We start from the raw sequence: 18,227 nt of genomic DNA, 5'->3' as shown, positions 1-18,227 counted from the left end.
TACGATCACCACACCGTAACCAACCTCTGGAGTTCCCCCGTGACCGGACCACGCCTGGGCGTCGCCATCCTGACCATGGGCAATCGGCCCAGAGAGGTGGCCGCCCTGCTGGAGTCGGTCGCGAAACAGGACGTACCGCCCGCCCGTATCGTCGTCGTGGGCAACGGCTCCCCGCTCCCCGAGCTGCCGGACGGCGTCACCCCGGTCGAGCTGGCGGAGAACCTCGGCGTCTCCGGCGGCCGCAACGTCGCCTGGCAGCGGCTGCGCGACTTCGGTGACGTCGATGTCGTGATCGACCTCGACGACGACGGACTGCTCGTCGACGCCGATGTGTTCCGTACGGTGCGCGACCTGTACGCGGACGATCCGCGGCTGGGCATCGTCAGCTTCCGCATCGCCGACGAGACCGGCGAGACCCAGCGCCGCCACGTCCCCCGGCTCCGGGCGGGCGACCCGATGCGCGGCGGCGAGGTGACCACGTTCCTCGGCGGCGGACACGCCCTGGCCGTACCGATGCTGGACCAGGTCGGCGGCTGGCCGGACGAGTTCTTCTTCACCCACGAGGAGACCGACCTCGCGTGGCGGGCGCTCGACGCCGGGTGGAAGGTGCTCTACTCCCCCGAACTGCTGCTCCAGCACCCCCGCACCTCCCCCGCCCGGCACGCGGTCTACTACCGGATGACCGCCCGCAACCGCGTCTGGCTCGCCCGCCGCCACCTTCCGCTGCCCCTGGTCCCCGTCTACCTCGGTACGTGGACCCTCCTCACCCTGGCCCGCACCCGCGCCCTGGACGGGCTGCGGGCCTGGGCGGGCGGCTTCCTGGAGGGCGTCCGCACCCCGTGCGGCACCCGGCGGCCCATGCGGTGGCGCACGGTGTGGCGGATGACGAGGCTGGGCCGCCCGCCGGTGATCTGACCCGGCGTATGGCCTTGCTCGTCCGAGCACGTCCGGCCGTACTCGGACGAGCGTTTGGCCCTACTCGGACGAGCGTCCGGCCCTACTCGGGCCAGCGCGTCCGGCCGTACTCAGACCAGCGCGTCGGCCACCAGGGCGGCGGCCCTGGCCACCAGGGGGTTGTCCGTCGGGCCCTGAGGGTCGTACTTGGTCGAGAGCACCGACAGCACCAGCGGGGTGCGCTTGGGGGGCCAGACGACGCCCACGTCGTTGGCGACCCCGTACTGGGTGCCGCCGCCCGTCTTGTCCGCCAGAATCCAGTCGGCGGGCAACCCCTCGCGGAACCGTTCGACGTTGGTGGTGTTCGCCACCAGCCAGCCGGTCAGCCGTGTGCGGTCCTCGCCGGTGAGCGCACGGCCGAGGACGAGGCGCGCGAACGTCTTCCCGATGGCACCGGGGCTGGTGGTGTCCGTCTCCCGCCAGGGCTCGGCCGAGTTCAGCTCCGGCTCCCAGCGGTCGAGCCGGGTCGTCGCGTCGCCGAGGGAACGGCAGAAGCGGGTGATGGCCGTCGGGCCGCCCAGGTCGCGGAGCAGGAGGTTCGCGGCGGCGTTGTCGCTCTCGCCGACGGCGGCGGCGCACAGCTGCTCGACGGTCAGCCCGCCCGCGATGTTCTCCGGCTTACCCGTGACCGGGGCGTAGCCCGCCTTCCGGACGAAGTCCTCGGTGTAGTGGACGCGCCGGGCGAGGAATTCGCCGTCGCGGTCGAGGTCGCGCAGCACCGCCGCCGCGGCGAGCGCCTTGAAGACGGAGCAGATCGGGAAGCGCTCCTCGGCGCGGTAGGACACCGTCGCCCCGGTGGCCGGGTCGAACGCGAACACGCCCAGCCTGGCCGCGTACTCCTCCTCAAGGGCGCGCAGTTGCCCGGTGATGTCCGCCGCGTGGGCAGTGCCCGGTACGGCCACCAGGGCGGCCAGAGCCGTACCGGCGCCCAGGGCCAGCGCTCGTCTGCGGGACGGAGCGGGTGTGGTGAGGTGCACGGGCGTCCTCTCTTCGTGGTGTGAAGTTGTTCCGGGATCGCACGCCGTCAGTGAAGCCCCCGGCTCACCGCCCTGTCGAATGCGACCGCGGCCGGGGGGTTTTGCCCTCGTTACGCGGGCTCTTCGGGCTCCGGCTCCTCCAGCAGCGCGCCCACCTCCTCGGCGGACGTCTCCCGCAGCTCCTCGCCGACGAGCAGCCAGCGGGTGATGCCGACCGACGCGAGGAACGGCAGGTCGTGACCGGCGATCAGCAGCGCGCCCCGGTACGACGCGAGCGCGCCGGTCAGCTGGCGCACGCTGGCCAGGTCGAGGTTGTTGGTGGGCTCGTCCAGCATCAGCAGCTGCGGGGCCGGGGCGGCGAGCATGGTGGCCGCGAGGGCGGCCCGGAAGCGCTCCCCGCCGGAGAGGGTGCCCGCGGGCTGTTCGGCGCGCGCCCCCTTGAACAGAAACCGGGCGAGCTGGGATCGGATGTGGTTGTCGGTGACGCCGGGCGCCCGGCGGGACACGTTCGCCGCGACGCTCAGGGCGTCGTCCAGCACGTCCAGGCGCTGCGGCAGGAATCGCAGCGGTACGAACGCCCTGGCCTCGCCGGACAGCGGGGCCAGCTCCCCGGCCAGGGTGCGCAGAAGTGTCGTCTTCCCCGACCCGTTGCGGCCGACCAGAGCGACGCGTTCGGGGCCGTGCACCTGAAGGTCGGCGCCGCGCAACCGGCCGAAGCGGGGGCGCAGCGCGCTCAGGCTCAGCACGGTGCGGCCCGCGGGGACGGCGGTGTGGGGCAGGTCCACCCGGATCTCGGCGTCCTCGCGGACCGCCTCGGCGGCCTCCTCGCGCCGCTCGCGCGCCTCCCGCAGCCGGTCCTCGTGCAGTCCGCGCAGCCCCGCCGCCGACTCCTGGGCGGAGCGCTTGCGTTCGCCCGCGACGATGCGCGGGGCCCGCCGCTGGGCGTCCATCTTCTTGCTGTGCCGCTCCCGGCGGGCCACCTTGATCTGGGTGTCCTCCAGTTCGCGCCGCTGCCTGCGGACGTCCGCGTCGGCGGCCCGCAGCGCCCGTCCGGCCGCCTCCTGCTGGACGGTCAGCGCCTCCTGGTACGCGGACCAGCCGCCCCCGTACCAGCCGACCTCCCCGGACCGCAGCTCGGCGATGCGGTCCACCCGCTCCAGCAGGTCACGGTCGTGGCTGACGACGATCAGCACTCCGGAGCGCCAGGAGTCGACGGCCTCGTAGAGCCTGCGGCGCGCGAACAGGTCGAGGTTGTTCGTCGGCTCGTCGAGCAGCAGCACATCGGGGCGCTCCAGCAGCAGCGCCGCCAGCCGCAGCAGCACGGTCTCCCCGCCGGACATCTCGCCCACGGTGCGGTCCAGTCCGAGGCCGCCGAGCCCGAGCGAGCCCAAGGTCGCCAACGCCCGTTCCTCGACGTCCCAGTCGTCGCCGACCGCGTCGAAGTGTTCCGTGCGCACGTCCCCGGCCTCGATGGCCCGCAGCGCGGCCCGCCGCTCGGCGATGCCCAGCGCCCGGTCGACGCGGAGTGCGGTGTCGAGGGTGATGTTCTGCGGCAGATAGGCGAGGCTGCCGCCGATGGTCACCGACCCGCGGGTGGGCCGCAGCTGACCGGCCAACAGCCGCAACAGGGTGGATTTCCCGGTGCCGTTGGCGCCGACCAGCCCGGTACGGCCCCGGCCGACGCTGAGGGACATCCCGTCGAGGAGTGCCGTGCCGTCGGGCCACTGGAAGGACAGGTCGGAGCAGGTCACGGCGGCGCCGGGCGTGGTGGTATCGGGCATGGTGATTCTCGCAGTCGTCAGCGCGTCGGATGGGGGCGTCGTATGCGAGCACCACGCGGCGGCCAAGCCCTGTCGGAGTGAGGGACGGCTCATGCACCGAGGTCGCCACACGCGTACGGCAACGCCGTACCACGCGGTGATCGCGAACCTCAGATGCGCAACGTCCACCTCTATCGGAGACAACAGGACGCGGTCACGATAGCCCAGCCACCTCGCGGCGGCACCGCCATTTTTCGAGGAGCGCTGTCAGGGGCGCTGTCAGGGGCGCCCGGGACCCGCCATCGTGGCGAGGCGGTGGGCCAGGCGGGTGGCGGTTTCGCGTAGCTCCGGGGGGTCCAGGATCTCCGCTTCGAAGGGCAGGCGGGCCACGTGGGCGGCGAGCCAGTCCAGGTCGTCGCCGCCCGCTGTGAGCAGGCACCAGCCGTCGTGGTCGTCCTCGACGCGGCCCACCTGGGGCGGGACCAGCTCGCGGACGCGGTCGGGCGGGGCGTACAGCCGTACCCGGGCGACGTAGCGGTACGGCGCGCCGGTGACGGACTGCTGCACATAGGCGACCGGGTCGGGGTGCTCCCTCGGGCGGAAGCGCCAGGTCGTCGCCGTCACGTCGCGCATGCGGTCCAGCCGGAAGGTGCGCCAGTCGTCGCGGTCGGTGTCCCAGGCCATCAGGTACCAGCGGCGGCCGGTGGTGACCATCCGTACCGGCTCGACCGTGCGCTCGCGCTCGGTGGAGCCGCGGGCGGCGTACCGGAAGCGCACCCGTACGGCGTCGCGGCAGGCCCGCGCGAGGGTCACCAGCAGCTCGGCGTCGATCTCGACGCCGGGGCCGACCAGGGTCTCGGTGGCGCCGTGCACCGCCCGGACCTCGGCGCGCAGCCGGGGCGGCATCACCTGGTCGAGCTTGGCGAGCGCCCGCAGCGCCGCCTCGCCCGCCCCGGCGACCGTGCCGCCGGACGCCAGCCGCAGGGACACCGCGGTCGCGATGGCCTCCTCGTCGTCGAAGAGCAGCGGCGGCAGCCGGGTGCCCGCGCCGAGCTGGTAGCCGCCGCCGACGCCCGCCGTCGCGTGGACGGGGTAGCCGAGCGTGCGCAGCCGCTCCACGTCGCGGCGCACCGAGCGGTCGGTGACGCCCAGCTCGGCGGCGAGTTCGGCGGCGGTCCACGACGCCCGGCGCTGGAGCAGCGCCAGCAGCCGCAGCACCCGTTCGGTCGTGCCCTCGACGGTCATGCCGTCATCCTGACACCCATCACGGAACGCAGCTGTCCGCTATCCGCGCCAAGCTGCCCTCATGACCGATCAGACGTGGAACCAGACGCGGAACCAGACATGGAACCCCCTGCTGCGTGACCAGATCGCCTGGCACTGGACCCATCAGCTGCGCGACCGGCTCGCCGGGCTCACCGACGACGAGTACTTCTGGGAGCCGGTGCCCGACTGCTGGAGCGTGCGCCCGCGCGGCACCGGCACCGCCCCGGTGCGGGCCGGGTCCGGCACGATGACGATCGACTTCGCGATGCCGGAGCCCGACCCGCCGCCGTTCCCGACGATCGCCTGGCGCCTCGGGCATGTGATCGTCGGCGTCCTCGCGATGCGCAACGCCGGGCACTTCGGCCGTACGCCCACCGACTACCAGTCGTATGCATACGCCGCGACGGCTGCCGAGGCGCTGGCCCAGCTCGACGCGGAGTACGCCACCTGGCAGGCGGGGGTCGAGTCCCTCGGCGAATCGGCCCTCGCCCGCCCCTGCGGGGCGGCGGAGGGACCGTACGGCGACCTTCCGATGGGGGCGCTCGTGCTGCACATCAACCGCGAGATGATCCACCATCTGTCCGAGGTGTGCCTGCTGCGCGACCTCTACCTGCACACCCACCGAACCGGACGAGAGACGAGCTGACCATGGCCCGTGACATCCAGATCACCATCGACTGCGCCGACCCGGCCGCGCTGGCCGCGTTCTGGGCCGAGGCACTGGCCTACCGGGTGCAGGACGCGCCCGCGGGCTTCGACTCCTGGGCACAGGCCCTGGAGGCGATGGGCGTGCCGCCCGAGCGGCACAACGACGCCTCGGCGCTGGTCGACCCCGAGGGCGCCGGGCCGCGGCTGTTCTTCCAGCGGGTGCCGGAGGGCAAGCGGGCCAAGAACCGCATGCACCTCGACGTACGGGCCGCCCCCGGGCTCGCGGGCGACGCGCGGATGGCGGCCCTGGAGGCGGAGGCGGAACGCCTCGCCTCCTACGGCGCCACCCGCCTGGCGCGCCACGAGCCCGCTCCCCCGCTCGGCACCGGCCACCTCGTGATGGCCGACCCCGAGGGCAACGAGTTCTGCCTCGACTGACCGGGGGCTCAGATCAGCTCCAGGACCCGTACGCCGTACGCGTCGAGCCCGGCCTCCGTGACGGGTTCGCCCGTCGCGAGGTCGTGCAGACGGCCATCAGCCGACGGGCGCACCGTCAGCGGCTCCGGCGACTGGCTGACCAGCCACACGAACCGCCGCCCGTCCTCGTGGACCAGCACATCGGCGCCGACGTACGGGGTGTCGACCGTCACCGTACGGGCCGCACCGGCGAGGTCGGCGAGGGCCTCGTACAGCCGATGGGTCTGCTCGGGGTTGACGTGGGCGGTGCGCGCCGCCATGTGCTCCAGCGGGTAGGTGGCCAGCACGGTGCGGCCTCGGCCGGTGTCGTGGACCAGGAGCGCGGGCCGTCCGTGGGCGTCGGTGGCGACGACCCTGGCGCCCCGGGGGACGACGGGGAGGTAGGCGCGGGAGTCCTCGTTGCCCGCGACGGGGAACCGCAGGGTCTCCCCGGCGGCCAGCGGGCCGAAGTCCTCGGTGAAGGTCATGACGAGGGTGTCGTCCTCGATCGGCTCCGCCACCCCGTACGACAGCTGGAGCTCGACCCCGAACAGCGCGTCCAGACCGTCGAACCAGGGTCCGCGGGTGCCGGGGTGTTCGCCGGAGCAGAAGGAGAGATACACGGTGGCGCCGTCGCGGGCCCGCCGCTCCAGGACGCGCCGGGTGCGGGCGGTCAGCTGGCGCGTCGAGGGCAGCAGATACAGCGCGGCGTCATCGCCGAGGCCGTCCGTCTCGCGCAGGAGGGCCACCGGCAGGTCGGCGGCGCGCGCGGCGGCGTAGGCCTGGTGGAGCGAGGTGAAGATGAGCGGCCGGTCGGCGGGGCGGCTGTAGGGGTAGTCGCGTTCCAGGAACGCGGGCACCACCAGCGCCGCGTCCGTATCCGCGCGGCGGCACCGCGGAAGGTCGACGCGCCGCAACACCTCCGCGAAGGAGCGGAGTTCGAGCAGCGGGGACTTCGGCGCGCCGGTGGAGTCGGTGATGCCGAAGTGCATCTCGAAGGGGTGGTGGTCGTACGGGGACTGGTCCCACAGGTCGTCGTAGTCGGTGTTGTTCCAGGCGATCCAGCCGGTGGCCCCGCCGAGGAGGGAGTTGTGCAGCGTCTGGCGGTAGTACACGGCGGCGTTCGCGGCGGACACCGTGTCGGTCGACACCCCGAACTCCTCCAGCACGACGGGCGCGCCGGTCACCGCGGCCAGTTCGCATTCGAACGCGGCGCGGTGGTGCTGCCGCACCCGGTCGGTGTCGGAGCGGTAGACGTGCGGGCCGACGAAGTCGACGTACTCGGCGGTGTCGCGCAGCGAGAAGCCGTTGTCCCGGCCGGTCACCTCGATGCCCCACGCGCCGTCCCCGAGCGAGACCGGCTGGGTGCCGCCCGCCGCCCGCACCGCGTTGCACATGGCCTGGGCCCAGGCGGTCACGACGTCACTGGAGGGCGGATCGACCTGGTAGATACGGCCGTAGCCCGGCATCTCATTGGTGATCAGCCAGCCGGTGACCGCCGGATGCCCGGTGAAGCGGCGGGTCATCTGCGAGACGAACCACGCCTGACGGCCGACCATCCACACGTCCTCGTACAGATCACGGCCACCGCGCCACGCCGGGTCCCAGTTCTCCCCGGACATATGGCCGACGATGAAGGTCGGGATGGTCCCCATGCCCGCCTCGGAGTGCGCGTCGAGGAAGTCGCGGTAGCGCGCGCACAACTCCTCGTCGACCCGGTGCGGTTCGGGGTGGAAGTCGGGCCAGTAGAAGAAGGAGCGGGTCATGTTCAGCCCGTGCTCGCGCAGGACCCCCAGCTCCTCGCGGACCGTCTTGGGGTCGTAGTCGCGCCACATCAGGGGCCCGCCGGTGCGGGACCAGAAGTTGGCGCCGAGCCAGGGCAGAACGGCGGGGTGGTGGGTGAGCTGGGCGCTGTGGCGTCGCATGGGCTCTCTATCTGTCGCGTTCGGTTGTACGAGTCGTACGGACGTGGGCGCGGACGTGGTGGATCAGCGAGGTGACGGATCAGCGGGGCGCGGGGCCAGTGGATTCGCGGGCGACGAGACGGGGCCGGCCGTCGAGCCGGGCGTCCCCCGCGTCCTCGCCGCAGCGGGCCAGGAGCAGCCGCGCGGCGGCCGCGCCGACCTGCCGCACCTGCTGGTCGACGGTGGTCAGACGCGGGTGCAGCCAGCGGCCGATCGGCAGGTTGTCGTAGCCGACGACGGACAGGTCGGCCGGGACCCGCAGCCCGGTGCGCTGGGCGGCGCCGATGCCGCACACGGCCATGGAGTCGTTGGCGTAGACGATCGCCGTGGGCGGGTCCGCGGCGTCGAGCAGCGCCTCGGTGGCGGCGATGGCCGCCCCTTCGGAGAAGTCCGTGTGCAGGACGGCGAAGGGACGGTGCCCCGCGGCGCGCAGCCCCTCCTCGAAGCGGCGGCGGCGCAGCCGGGTGTGCTGGAGTTCGGCCGGTCCCGCCACATAGGCGAGGCGCCGGTGGCCCAGCTCCAGCAGATGGCCGACCACCTCGCCCACCCCCGCGCCCTGGTGTCCCAGCCCGACGCCGGGCACGGCCGCGTCGGGGTCGGGCGCGCCGAGCATGACCGCTGGCAGGCCGAGCCGGGTCAGCAGCGCGGGGCGGGGATCGTCGGTCCGCGCGTCGGTGAGGACGGCACCGTCGACGCGGCCCTCCGCCGCCAGGCGTTCGTACAGCGCGCTCTCCTCGTGGACATCGGTGACCAGGTGGAGGAGCAGCCCGTATCCGCGCGGCGCCAACTCGCCCTCGATGCCGGTGATCAGCTCGCTGAAGTGCGGGTCGGCGCCCAGGACGTCGGTGGGGCGGCGTACGACGAGGGCGAGGGTACGGGTGCGGGCGCTGCGCAGCGCGGCGGCCGGGGCGCTCGGCGACCAGCCGAGGTCCACGGCGGCGTCCAGGATGCGGCGCCGGGTGGCTTCGGAGAGCCGTCCCTTGTTGTTGAAGGCCTGGGAGACCGCGGCCGTGGACACCCCCGCGACGGCGGCGACGGCCTTGATCGTCGGCCGGGCACGCCCGCTCCGGATGGGTTGTGCCGGCACCGTTCTCACATCTTCACCGCCCCGCTGATGAGCGCCCGCTGCATGCGCTTCTGCAGCACCGTGTAGACGACCCACACCGGTACGAGGGTGAGGATCGTCCCCGCGGTCAGCACACCGTAATCCGTTCCCGTGATCGCCTTGAGGGTGGGCAGCGCCACCTGGACGGTGCGCTGGGCGGGGTCCGGGCCGATGATGACGAGCGAGTACAGGTACTCGTTCCAGAAGGTCAGGAAGTTCAGCAGCAGCACGGTCGCGATCCCCGGCAGGCACATCGGCATATAGACGTGGCGCAGCACGGCGAAGGTGGAGGCGCCGTCGATACGGGCGGCCTCCTCCATCTCCCCCGGCACGGTCCGCATGAACTGCACCAGGATCACCACCGACAGCGGCATCGCGGTGGCGGGCAGGAACAGCACCATGAAGGTGCGCGTGTGGAACAGACCGGTCGCCGCGGCCAGCAGGAACGTCGGGAAGAGCGCGGCGAAGGTGGGGACGAGGAAGCCGAGCGAGAACACCTTCTCCAGCGCCGAGGCCAGCCGCCCCGTGGACCGGGCCAGCGCGAACGCCGCGGGGATGGCCAGCGCCAGCGTGAGGACCAGCGAAAACCCCGTCACCAGGCCCGAGTTGACGACCGCGAGCCCCAGATCGGCGCGGTGGAAGGCGGTGGAGAAGTTGCCCGGGTCCAGGGACGAGGGCGGCGCGAAGGGACTGGCGAAGATCTCCTCGTTGGTCTTGAAGGCGGAGGAGAGGAAGTAGTAGAGCGGGACGACCAGCAGCACCACATAGGTCCACACCAGGACATGAGCGGGCAGCCAGGACTTGCCGAGCTTCATGGTGAGCGGCTCCGATCAGTGAGTCCGGTCAGTAGGTCTGGCGGAACGAGCGGCGGATGAGCAGGAGCCCCACGAGCCCGGTCAGGAAGAGGAACACCCCAACGGTCTGGCTGTAGCCGAGGTCGGCCGCGATGAACGCCTTCTGGTAGACGAGAAAGGAGAGCGTCGTGGACGAGGCGCCGGGCCCGCCCTGGGTGAGCAGCAGGACGTGCTGGGCGGAGCCGAAGAGGGTCCACAGGAACTGGAGCATCGTCACCACGCCCACGTAGTCGCGGATCACCGGGAAGTGGACGCGCCACATGGTCCGCCAGTGCCCGGCCCCGTCCAACTGCGCGGCCTCGCCGACCTCGTCCGGCACGCTGGAGAGCCGAGCGGCGAACAGGACGGCCGTGAAGCCGATGCCGCTCCACAGGTCCAGGGCGATCAGAGCGCCCAGCGCCGTCGACGGCGAGGCGAGCCACGCGTCGGTCAGCGATCCCAGGCCCACCGCCGTGAGCGCCCCGTTGACCAGGCCGTCCGGGGAGAGCGCGGCGTAGAACACCATCGCCTTGGCGGGGGTCGAGATCAGCCCCGGGACGAACAGCAGATACCGGACGACCCGGTGCCCCGGCGGCCGCTGCGCCACGTAGTAGCCCAGCATGTACGCGCACCCGATCATCACCGGCAGCGCCACGGCCAGCTGCACGGCCGTGTTGCGCACCGCCTCCCAGAACACCGGGTCGTCGAGGACGGTACGGACGTTGCCGAGCCCGGCGAACGTGACCGGCTGCAGCATCCCCGGCCAGTGCAGGGCGGCGACGACAAAGATGGCGGCCAGCGGGCCGACCATGAAGACCAGATACCAGACCAGGGCGGGCACGGCGAGGATCGTGCCGCCCTCGCGCACCCGGCGCGGTGCGGACGGGGACGGGACCGGGCGCCGGGAAGCGGTCCCGCCCCGGGTGGGCGTCAGCGTCGTCATGGGGTGACTCCCGTGGGCTCGGGTGAAGGTCGTCTCATACGGGGCACCTCACGCACCGCGGCCTCACACACCGCGGTACGCGGCTTCGAGGGCGGCGCGCACCTTCGCGGCGCCGGTCCCGCGGGTGAAGGACGTGCTGGTCGCGGTGATGAGCGGCTGGGTCGCGGCGGGCGGGACGTACACGTCCGGCAGCAGCGCCTGGCCGACCCGGCCGCCGAGCCGCTGCGCCGCGGCCACCAGCGGGAAGCCGGTGCTCAGCGTGTCGGTCCGCAGGGCCATGTCCCGGCCGCTCTCCCTGATGAACCGCGACACGGTGTCGGGCCGGTACATGAACCGCACGAACTTCTCGACGGCCTCGATCTTCTTCGTGCCGTTCGGGCTGATCCAGAAGCCGATCAGCGTGTACGTGCGCAGGATCGTGGGCTTGTCGTGGGCCGCTCCCGGCGCGAGCGGCCAGCCGCCCACCTCGGTCCGGCGCGCCACCTTCTCCGGCACCTCGGCCAGCGCCGAGGACATCGCGGATTCGATGGCCGCGGAACCGGTGTTGAACTGGGTGGTCATCGAGTCCGAGGTGAGCCCCTGCGCCTTGTCCACGAAAACCCCGGCGTCGCGCAGCTCCACGAAGTAGTCGATCCCCTGCCGCGCGCCCCGGCTCGCGCCGAAGTCCCCGGTGGCGAAGACGTGCTTGGCCTCGTCCTCGGTCAGGAAGGTCTGGATGATCTGCGCCAGCAGCTTCTGCCCGGTCCAGTCGTTGCCCCCGACGGTCACCGGGCCGATGCCTTTGGCGCGCAGCTTGCGCGCGGCGCCGATGAGCGCGTCACCGGTCCGGGGTATCCCGTCCACACCGGCCCGCTCCAGCAACGCGGTGTTGTAGGCGATCGGCCAGTTGGTGGCGAAGTACGGGAAGGCCCGCAGCCGCCCCTTCCCGTCGGTCCAGGACGTCAGCGCCACCGGCAGGACGCGCTCCCGCAGCCCCCAGTCGTCCAGATAGCCCTTGACGTCGACCGTGGCGCCCACATCCGTCCAGGCCAGGGTCTTGTCGTACAGGTTGACCATGACCACGTCCGGCTCTTTGCGGGCCAGCCGCGAGGTCTCGTAGACCTGGGCGAGATCGTCCCCGTTGACGAGGTTCTTGACCTTCAAACCGGGGTTCTCCGCGCGGAAGCGCCGCAGGGCGGCCAGATAGGTCGGGGAGCCGGGCGCGGTGGTGCCCAGCTGGCTGTGGACCACGAGCGTATGGGGATCGGAGTCCTCGGCGGCCAGCGCGGAGCAGCCGGACAGGGCGGGCAGGACGGTCGCGGCGGCAAGTCCGGACCCGGCGGCGAGAAGGCCGCGCCGACTCAGGGGTGGGCGCACAAGTGATGTCTCCAACCAGGGCGGTTAACGGATTGGTTAATCGATATACCGGGGAGGGTGGGAGGACAGTAAGGTCCGGTCCGGCACCGGTCAAGCCCTCGCGGGGCCCTTTTACAGGGCTCGCGTGGCGGCTCACAGGGCTCGCGTGGCGGCCGCGGTGATCGTCTCGACGGCGTGGGTGAGGACGGGTATCTCCCGGGCCCCGAGGCGGGTGACGGCCATGATGCGGCGGGCCGGGGCGGGTTCGCCGTGCAGCGGGATACGCGCCAGCGCCTCCTCGCTCAGCTGCGCCAGGCGCGGTACGAGGATGACGCCGAACCCGTGGGCGACCAGGGCGGTTCCGGTGCCCCACTCGTCCGCGTGGTGCGCGATGTGGGGCGTGAAGCCCGCGCTCATGCAGGCGGCGAGCACCAACTGGTGGTACGTCGTGCCCGGGTTGCCCACGATCCACGGTTCGCGCGCGGCGTCGGCCAGCGTGACCCGCTGCCGCCGGGTCAGCGGGTGGTCCCGGGGGACGACCAGGTCCAGCGGGTCGTCCAGCAGCGGCCGCTGGTCGAAGCGCCGGTCGGTCATGGGCGGGGAGTCGGCGGTGACGACGAGCAGCGCGAGGTCGGCCTCTTCCGACAGCAGCAGGTCGAAGCAGCGGTCGGGTTCGGCCTCGATGATCCGCACCGTGAGGTGGGGGTGGGCGTCGCGCAGCTCGGCCGCGGCGGGGGGCAGCAGACGGCTGGCGGCGGTGGAGAACCCGCACAGGGTGATCTGCCCGGTGGGTTCGGTGCCCGCGGCGGCGAGTTCGGCCCGGGCGCGTTCCCACTGTTCCTGGAGGCGCTCCGCGTGGCGCAGCACGATGCGGGCCGCGTTCGTCAGGCGGATGCCGCGGCCTTGCTGCACCACCAGGTCCGTTCCGACCTCGGCGGTGAGCTGGCGCAGTTGGTAGGAGACGGCGGAGGGCGTGTAGTGCAGCGCCTGTGCCGCGGCGGTCACCGTGCCGTGCTCGGCGACCATCTGGAGAATCCGGAGCCGAGAGTCAATCATGCAAATAGTTTGCACGGTAAGGCCAAGAACCGTTTGATTTTCTTCGCGTTGGCTCGGTCCCAGACTGGCTGATGTGACTGATCAACGGGCGGACAGGATGGTTCCGGAGCGGGCGGTACGGACCGCCGTACTCCTTGTGGTGATACTGACGGCGGGCGCCTATCTCCCCAGCCCGCTCTACCCCGACTACCAGCGTCTGTTCGGCTACGACGACCTGGTCATGACCCTGCTCTTCGCGACGTTCGCGCTGGTCAGCGGACCGGCGCTACTGCTGTGCGGACCCGCGGCGGACCTCGTCGGAGACCGGCCGGTGCTGCGCCTGAGCGTGCTGCTCGCCGCGGCCGGCTCGGGCTGCTTCCTCCTCGCCGACGGCCCCGGCTGGCTCTTCACCGGCCGGGTCGGCCAGGCGCTGGCCCTGGGCGCCGCGACCGGAGCGGCCCAGGCGCTCATCACCCGGCACCGCAGCCCCACGGCCCGCGTCGCCGGACCGCTGCTCGCGGGCCTCGCCTTCGCGGCGGGCACCGCCCTGGGGCCGGTGGCCTCGGGCATCCTCGCCCAGTACGTCCCCGGCCCGCTGACCACCCCCTATGTGCTGCATCTGGCCCTGCTGGCCTGGGTGTGGCACCGACTGCGCCGGACCGTGCCCGCGCCGATCGCCACCGGCGGGGCACGGGTGCGGCCGCGGTGGCGCCCCGCCCGCCCGCACATCCCACCGGCCCTCCGCACGCTCTTCCTCGTCGCGGGGCTGGGCGGGTTCCTCGCCTGGGCCGTCGTCGGCATCTACCTCGCCCTCCTGCCGACGCTGCTCGCCCAGACCCCGCACGGCGGCCACCCGGCCCTGACCGGCGGAGTGCTGGGCAGCGTCCTGGTCTGGTCGCTGCTGGCCCAGCTCGCCGGCGCGCGCCACACCGCGTACGCCGCCCAGCGATGTGGCCTCGCCGCCCTCGCAGGGAGCCTGTTGCTCCTCGCGTCCACCGGCGCCACCTCGCTCCCCGCCACGCTCGGCTCCGCGGTCCTCGCCGGTATCGGGCACGGGCTCGCCTACAGCGGCGCCGTGCGAGCGGTCGACGCGGGCACCCCGGCCGGGCAGCGCGCGGGGATCGGGGCCGCCCTGTATGTGCTGTTCTACTGGGGCTCCGGGGCGCCCGCGATCGCCGTCGGGGTGCTGACCACCTGGATGCCGCTCACCACGGCGGTGACCTGGCTCAGTTGGGCCGGAGTCGCCCTGACCGCGCTCGCCCTGGCGGCCACGTTCCGGGTCGGCGCGCGGCGTCGTACCGGGACGCGCCCCACGGCCACCTCGGACATCGATCGCCAGGTCCTCCAGCGGCGTTGAGCGGAGAACCCGCCGAGCGCGAGCGGCAGCGCCCCGTGCTCGACCACCACGTGAAATGCCGGAGTGTCGCACCCGCCTGTGAGGATTCCGGCCATGGATCCACGCGGTGGTGCAGTACGACTTCGACGAAATGAGCTTCGATGACGGCGGACCTCGCGAAGTTCTTCGGCGCCCCGGCCCCGGCCCGCACCACGAGGAAACGGACGATGAGGACGACAAAGATGAGGACGAAGACGAAGACGAGGAAGGCGAAGACGAAGACGAAGACGGCGCATCCTTCGGCCTCATCGGTGTGGCGACCTCCGTCTACGATGCGCTGGAGCTCTTCGGCGAAGAACTCCCCGACGAGGAGTGGCTGACCGAACTCGAGCGGAGGAATGGGCGGCGGGGGCGGCCGAGTTCGGCGCGGACGCGGTGGTAGCCCGATCGCGGCCGCCTTCGAGCGGACGGGCTTCCCGCCGGACGAGGCCGAGGCGCGGGCCACCCTTGTGGTCTCGGGCCTGCGCGGCCTGTGCCAGGACCTCCTCGTCACCGACGACGGCGAACGCGTGGAGGCCGCCGCGACAAGGCTCCTGGACGCGGCCGCGAGCTGACGGCCCGCCACCGGTCCGACTGCCGAACATGCGGAAGACGCCTCCAGCAGTTCTCTTGTACGTTCATCAACAGCGCATTGATGTGTACCGGAGATACGGGGGAAATTGTGTCTTTCGAAGAAGAATGGGCGGGCCTGATCAACGACGCGCGCGCCCAGCAGAGCACTTCCACGCAGATCAACAGTGCGGGCGGCGGTGGTGGTGGCGCACAGGGTGGCGGAAAAGGCATCCATGTGACGCCACACGTGCTGCGCTCCTACGCGGGTCGCGCCGAGAAGGTGAGCGAGGACTTCGCGAAGACGGACAACGAGACGATGCGGGAGACCGAGCAGGTGCCCGGCTCCATGAAGGGCTTCGCGAGCGACGAGGCGTTCCAGGACTTCCAGAAGGACTGGCGTGCGCAGATGAAGTACCTGGACGGCCTCTTCACCGGGACCGCCAAGGCACTCCGCGCCGCCGCCACGACCTTCAAGGCGGAGGACGTCCGGGTCAAACAGGACATACAGCGGCTGGACCCGCCGCTGTACGGGCCGTACGTGCCGTACATGCCGCAGGACGGCAGCGGGCTGGGCGCCGACAAGCCCCTGTACGGCCCCTATGTGCCGACGCCCCCGCCCAGCACCGACCCGAAGTCCTAGGGAGCGCACCGATGACCACTCCTGATCTCACCTACACCGCGGTGCGCGAGGTCAACCTCGAACCGCTCCAGCAGGCGGTGAAGAAATGGAAGGACCTCCCGGGCAAGATCGACACCGTCTCCACGACGTTCGGCCGCACCGTCTCGTCCCCGCTGGAGCAGTCCGGCTGGTTCGGCGAGGCGGCGGAGGCGGCGTTCACGAAGTTCCGCAGTGTCCGGCACCAGATGTCCGAGGCCTCCGGCCAGGCCGAGAAGATCGGCACTGTCATGGCCGAGGCGCTCAAGGCATTCGAGTCCGCGAAGAAGGTCCTGCAGGACGTCGAGACCGCGGTGAGCACTCCGCCGGAGGAGGGCGACGGCAAGGTCTATCTGAAGGTCAACAAGGAGGACGGCGTCGTCTATCTCGACCCGCCGGCCGATGTGAAGGACACCGCAGGCCTTCAGAAGGCGTACCACGAGTCGATCGTCCACTACAACAACAGGATTCGTGAGGCGATCCGCAGCGCGAGCGACGCGGACCACGACCTGAAGACGGCCCTCCAGATCGACCCACCGGGCAAGGGCTTCAACGACAACATCGCGGGACACCTCAAGGACGTCGACGCCGAGACCAAGAAGGACGTCGACACCCTCATGAAGCTGGCGAGCGCGGAGGACTTCAAGAAGGACCCCAAGCTCCTGTCCCAGTTCAACGGCCTCCTCGCCAAGAACGGCCGGAATTCCGACTTCGCCGAGCAGTTCGCCTCCCGCAAGGGCGCGAAGTGGGTCCTGGACTTCTGGTACCAGTCGGCCAAGCCGGAGTATGAGGACGGCCCATCGGGCGAGGCCAAGAAGCGCCCGGACGGAGTGACGAAGCAGCTCGCGGCGCTCCAGGACAACCTGGGCAACACCCTGGGCCTCGCCAGCCGCTCCGACTCGCCGGAGATGACGAAGTGGAAAAAGGACGTGATCGCCCTCGGCTACAAGCGCCTGCCGGGTGAGCACGGGACCTACGCCGCCGAACCGCCGTACGGCTTCCAGGTGATGAGCAATCTGATGCGCACCGGGGACTGGGACAGGCAGTTCCTGAACGAGTACGGCGACAAGCTCGTCGAGGCGGACAAGAAGCCCTTCGACGGGCCCGGCGGACGCGAGGACGATCAAACGCAGCGGAAATGGTCCGCCCACGGCCAGCAGCCGCCGGACTTCCTCAACTTCGGCGGGAAGAACGACAAGGGCGAGGACCCCTTCACCGGATACTTCGAGGCGCTGGGCCACAACGGCGACGCGTCAACGGACTTCTTCAAGGACAAGGAGCACTTCGACCACGTACTCCGTGAGCGCCAGTGGCTGTCGGACAGCGGTGGCGTCGACCTCGGTGACAAGGTGCCCCTCGGTTCCCGGGTGGCCCTCGGCCACGCGCTGGGCTCCGCGACCACCGGTCACGACTGGGACGCACCGGCGAATGTCCCGGCGGAGCACACCAAGGACCAGGCGGAGCTCATGTCCAAGCTCATCAAGGGCACGGGGACGATCGAAGAGGGCGGGAAAGCGGACATCCCGTTGGCCTTGGGCATGCAACAGGGCCTGGGGAACGCCGCGTCCGAGTACGTACCGGACTTCTTCCGCGCCATGAAGGAAGGCGGGGAGGACGACAAGCTGTTCCCCATGTCCGGGTCACAGGCCGATGTGGAACACCGCGACGTGACGAAATTCCTCGTGCAGCTGGGGCAGGACCCCGACGCGAATGCGGCGATCACCGCCGGGCAGAAGCTCTACACCGCCGAGGTGCTCGACCATCACCTGGGCGGGGACGTCCCCGCGGACCAGAAGTACAACGCACCCCCGCGGGACATCGTGAACGAGGTCCTCAAGGCATCGGGAGAGACCGCGGGCACGCTGGCCTCCGGCGCCCAGGAGGGCATCATCGGCCCGGCGGTGAAGGAGGAGAAGGATTACGACAGCGCCACGCTCAGCAACCGCATGTGGGGCAACACCGCCTTCGGCAGCGTGGCGACGGGCGCCAGCATGCTGCAGCCCTTCACCGCGCATCCCATCGGAGCCGCGGTCGCCGCGAGCCTGATCATCGGGGCTGAGGGCGCCGCCCTCAGCGACGCGGACGCCGGGAGCTGGGACATCAACAAGTCCGCCCCGGCGGCGGACAAGGCGGGTGCGGTCTACGACGAGATGGCCGGGCGTGATGTGCGGCAGAACGAGGCGATACTGAAGGCCATCGAGAAGGAACACGGCCTCAAGCTGTCGAACAGCTGGGCAGAGCTGTACTCCGACCAGGGTTTCAGCGAGGGATACTCCAGGGTCGGGTCCACGGCGCCCTTCCTCACCTCCATCGAGCAGGTAAAACAAATGGCCACAGAACGCTAATGG

At 71.5% G+C, this 18,227-nt stretch carries 17 protein-coding genes; 8 read left to right on the top strand and 9 right to left on the bottom strand.

The window, feature by feature from the left end:
- Window positions 1–39 precede the first annotated feature (39 nt).
- Window positions 40–915, top strand: a complete 876-nt coding sequence (locus ABZ370_RS12590; RefSeq protein WP_358619513.1) for a glycosyltransferase family 2 protein — start codon at window positions 40–42, stop codon at window positions 913–915.
- A gap of 110 nt (window positions 916–1,025) precedes the next feature.
- Here ABZ370_RS12590 and bla read toward each other — a convergent pair whose 3' ends face one another.
- The 3 genes from bla to ABZ370_RS12575 form a co-directional block, all read right to left on the bottom strand.
- Window positions 1,026–1,931 carry a class A beta-lactamase gene (gene bla / locus ABZ370_RS12585; protein ID WP_358619511.1) on the bottom strand — a complete coding sequence of 302 codons (906 nt, stop codon included), beginning with the start codon at window positions 1,929–1,931 and terminating at the stop codon, window positions 1,026–1,028.
- A 110-nt stretch (window positions 1,932–2,041) separates the two neighbouring features.
- Window positions 2,042–3,712 (bottom strand): ATP-binding cassette domain-containing protein, encoded by a 1,671-nt coding sequence (locus ABZ370_RS12580; protein ID WP_358619509.1) that lies wholly within the window; start codon window positions 3,710–3,712, stop codon window positions 2,042–2,044.
- Between the two features lie 258 nt (window positions 3,713–3,970).
- A complete protein-coding gene (locus ABZ370_RS12575) occupies window positions 3,971–4,936 on the bottom strand; it encodes a YafY family protein (RefSeq protein WP_358619508.1) in 966 nt (321 codons plus the stop codon).
- A gap of 61 nt (window positions 4,937–4,997) precedes the next feature.
- On the opposite strand from ABZ370_RS12575, the gene ABZ370_RS12570 reads away from it, so the two are divergent.
- The gene (locus ABZ370_RS12570) at window positions 4,998–5,603 is read left to right on the top strand and encodes a DinB family protein (protein WP_358619507.1); all 606 of its coding nucleotides are present in this window, start codon (window positions 4,998–5,000) and stop codon (window positions 5,601–5,603) included.
- A 2-nt stretch (window positions 5,604–5,605) separates the two neighbouring features.
- Complete coding sequence (locus tag ABZ370_RS12565) at window positions 5,606–6,043, top strand: VOC family protein (protein ID WP_358619506.1); 438 nt, start codon at window positions 5,606–5,608, stop codon at window positions 6,041–6,043.
- An 8-nt stretch (window positions 6,044–6,051) separates the two neighbouring features.
- Here ABZ370_RS12565 and ABZ370_RS12560 read toward each other — a convergent pair whose 3' ends face one another.
- The 6 genes from ABZ370_RS12560 to ABZ370_RS12535 all read right to left on the bottom strand — a co-directional run bounded on the left by ABZ370_RS12560 (window position 6,052) and on the right by ABZ370_RS12535 (window position 13,297).
- A complete protein-coding gene (locus tag ABZ370_RS12560) occupies window positions 6,052–7,986 on the bottom strand; it encodes a cellulase family glycosylhydrolase (protein ID WP_358619504.1) in 1,935 nt (644 codons plus the stop codon).
- A gap of 79 nt (window positions 7,987–8,065) precedes the next feature.
- Window positions 8,066–9,112: a LacI family DNA-binding transcriptional regulator gene (locus ABZ370_RS12555; RefSeq protein WP_358619503.1), complete on the bottom strand. Its 1,047-nt coding sequence runs from the start codon at window positions 9,110–9,112 to the stop codon at window positions 8,066–8,068.
- A gap of 5 nt (window positions 9,113–9,117) precedes the next feature.
- Window positions 9,118–9,945 (bottom strand): carbohydrate ABC transporter permease, encoded by an 828-nt coding sequence (locus ABZ370_RS12550; RefSeq protein WP_358619502.1) that lies wholly within the window; start codon window positions 9,943–9,945, stop codon window positions 9,118–9,120.
- 28 nt (window positions 9,946–9,973) lie between these two features.
- Window positions 9,974–10,906, bottom strand: a complete 933-nt coding sequence (locus tag ABZ370_RS12545) for a sugar ABC transporter permease (RefSeq protein ID WP_358619501.1) — start codon at window positions 10,904–10,906, stop codon at window positions 9,974–9,976.
- 63 nt (window positions 10,907–10,969) lie between these two features.
- On the bottom strand, window positions 10,970–12,262 hold the full coding sequence (locus ABZ370_RS12540) for an ABC transporter substrate-binding protein (RefSeq protein WP_358619500.1): 1,293 nt from the start codon (window positions 12,260–12,262) through the stop codon (window positions 10,970–10,972).
- 132 nt (window positions 12,263–12,394) lie between these two features.
- Window positions 12,395–13,297, bottom strand: coding sequence for a LysR family transcriptional regulator (locus ABZ370_RS12535; protein WP_358619499.1), 903 nt, complete (start codon window positions 13,295–13,297; stop codon window positions 12,395–12,397).
- A gap of 73 nt (window positions 13,298–13,370) precedes the next feature.
- On the opposite strand from ABZ370_RS12535, the gene ABZ370_RS12530 reads away from it, so the two are divergent.
- From ABZ370_RS12530 to ABZ370_RS12510, 5 genes are all read left to right on the top strand, one after another.
- Window positions 13,371–14,633 carry an MFS transporter gene (locus ABZ370_RS12530; protein WP_358619498.1) on the top strand — a complete coding sequence of 421 codons (1,263 nt, stop codon included), beginning with the start codon at window positions 13,371–13,373 and terminating at the stop codon, window positions 14,631–14,633.
- 106 nt (window positions 14,634–14,739) lie between these two features.
- Window positions 14,740–15,054, top strand: coding sequence for a hypothetical protein (locus ABZ370_RS12525; protein WP_358619497.1), 315 nt, complete (start codon window positions 14,740–14,742; stop codon window positions 15,052–15,054).
- Window positions 15,011–15,226, top strand: a complete 216-nt coding sequence (locus tag ABZ370_RS12520) for a hypothetical protein (protein ID WP_358619495.1) — start codon at window positions 15,011–15,013, stop codon at window positions 15,224–15,226. Before ABZ370_RS12525 ends, ABZ370_RS12520 begins: the two co-directional genes overlap by 44 nt.
- Before the next feature lie 107 nt (window positions 15,227–15,333).
- On the top strand, window positions 15,334–15,864 hold the full coding sequence (locus ABZ370_RS12515) for a type VII secretion target (RefSeq protein WP_358619493.1): 531 nt from the start codon (window positions 15,334–15,336) through the stop codon (window positions 15,862–15,864).
- Between the two features lie 11 nt (window positions 15,865–15,875).
- Window positions 15,876–18,224, top strand: a complete 2,349-nt coding sequence (locus ABZ370_RS12510; protein ID WP_358619492.1) for a hypothetical protein — start codon at window positions 15,876–15,878, stop codon at window positions 18,222–18,224.
- The last annotated feature ends 3 nt before the right edge of the window (window positions 18,225–18,227 follow it).

The organism is Streptomyces sp. NPDC005962, assembly GCF_040629205.1.
GTDB lineage: Bacteria > Actinomycetota > Actinomycetes > Streptomycetales > Streptomycetaceae > Streptomyces.
This window is presented reverse-complemented; position numbering and strand designations above follow the sequence as displayed.

What these genes read in the sequence shown, in the direction of transcription:
- ABZ370_RS12580 (WP_358619509.1), bottom strand. Translation starts at nt 3,712, where the DNA reads ATGCCCGATACCACCACGCCCGGCGCCGCCGTGACCTGCTCCGACCTG.
- ABZ370_RS12575 (WP_358619508.1), bottom strand. Translation starts at nt 4,936, where the DNA reads ATGACCGTCGAGGGCACGACCGAACGGGTGCTGCGGCTGCTGGCGCTG.
- ABZ370_RS12570 (WP_358619507.1), top strand. Translation starts at nt 4,998, where the DNA reads ATGACCGATCAGACGTGGAACCAGACGCGGAACCAGACATGGAACCCC.
- ABZ370_RS12565 (WP_358619506.1), top strand. Translation starts at nt 5,606, where the DNA reads ATGGCCCGTGACATCCAGATCACCATCGACTGCGCCGACCCGGCCGCG.
- ABZ370_RS12560 (WP_358619504.1), bottom strand. Translation starts at nt 7,986, where the DNA reads ATGCGACGCCACAGCGCCCAGCTCACCCACCACCCCGCCGTTCTGCCC.
- ABZ370_RS12550 (WP_358619502.1), bottom strand. Translation starts at nt 9,945, where the DNA reads ATGAAGCTCGGCAAGTCCTGGCTGCCCGCTCATGTCCTGGTGTGGACC.
- ABZ370_RS12545 (WP_358619501.1), bottom strand. Translation starts at nt 10,906, where the DNA reads ATGACGACGCTGACGCCCACCCGGGGCGGGACCGCTTCCCGGCGCCCG.
- ABZ370_RS12535 (WP_358619499.1), bottom strand. Translation starts at nt 13,297, where the DNA reads ATGATTGACTCTCGGCTCCGGATTCTCCAGATGGTCGCCGAGCACGGC.
- ABZ370_RS12520 (WP_358619495.1), top strand. Translation starts at nt 15,011, where the DNA reads ATGGGCGGCGGGGGCGGCCGAGTTCGGCGCGGACGCGGTGGTAGCCCG.
- ABZ370_RS12510 (WP_358619492.1), top strand. Translation starts at nt 15,876, where the DNA reads ATGACCACTCCTGATCTCACCTACACCGCGGTGCGCGAGGTCAACCTC.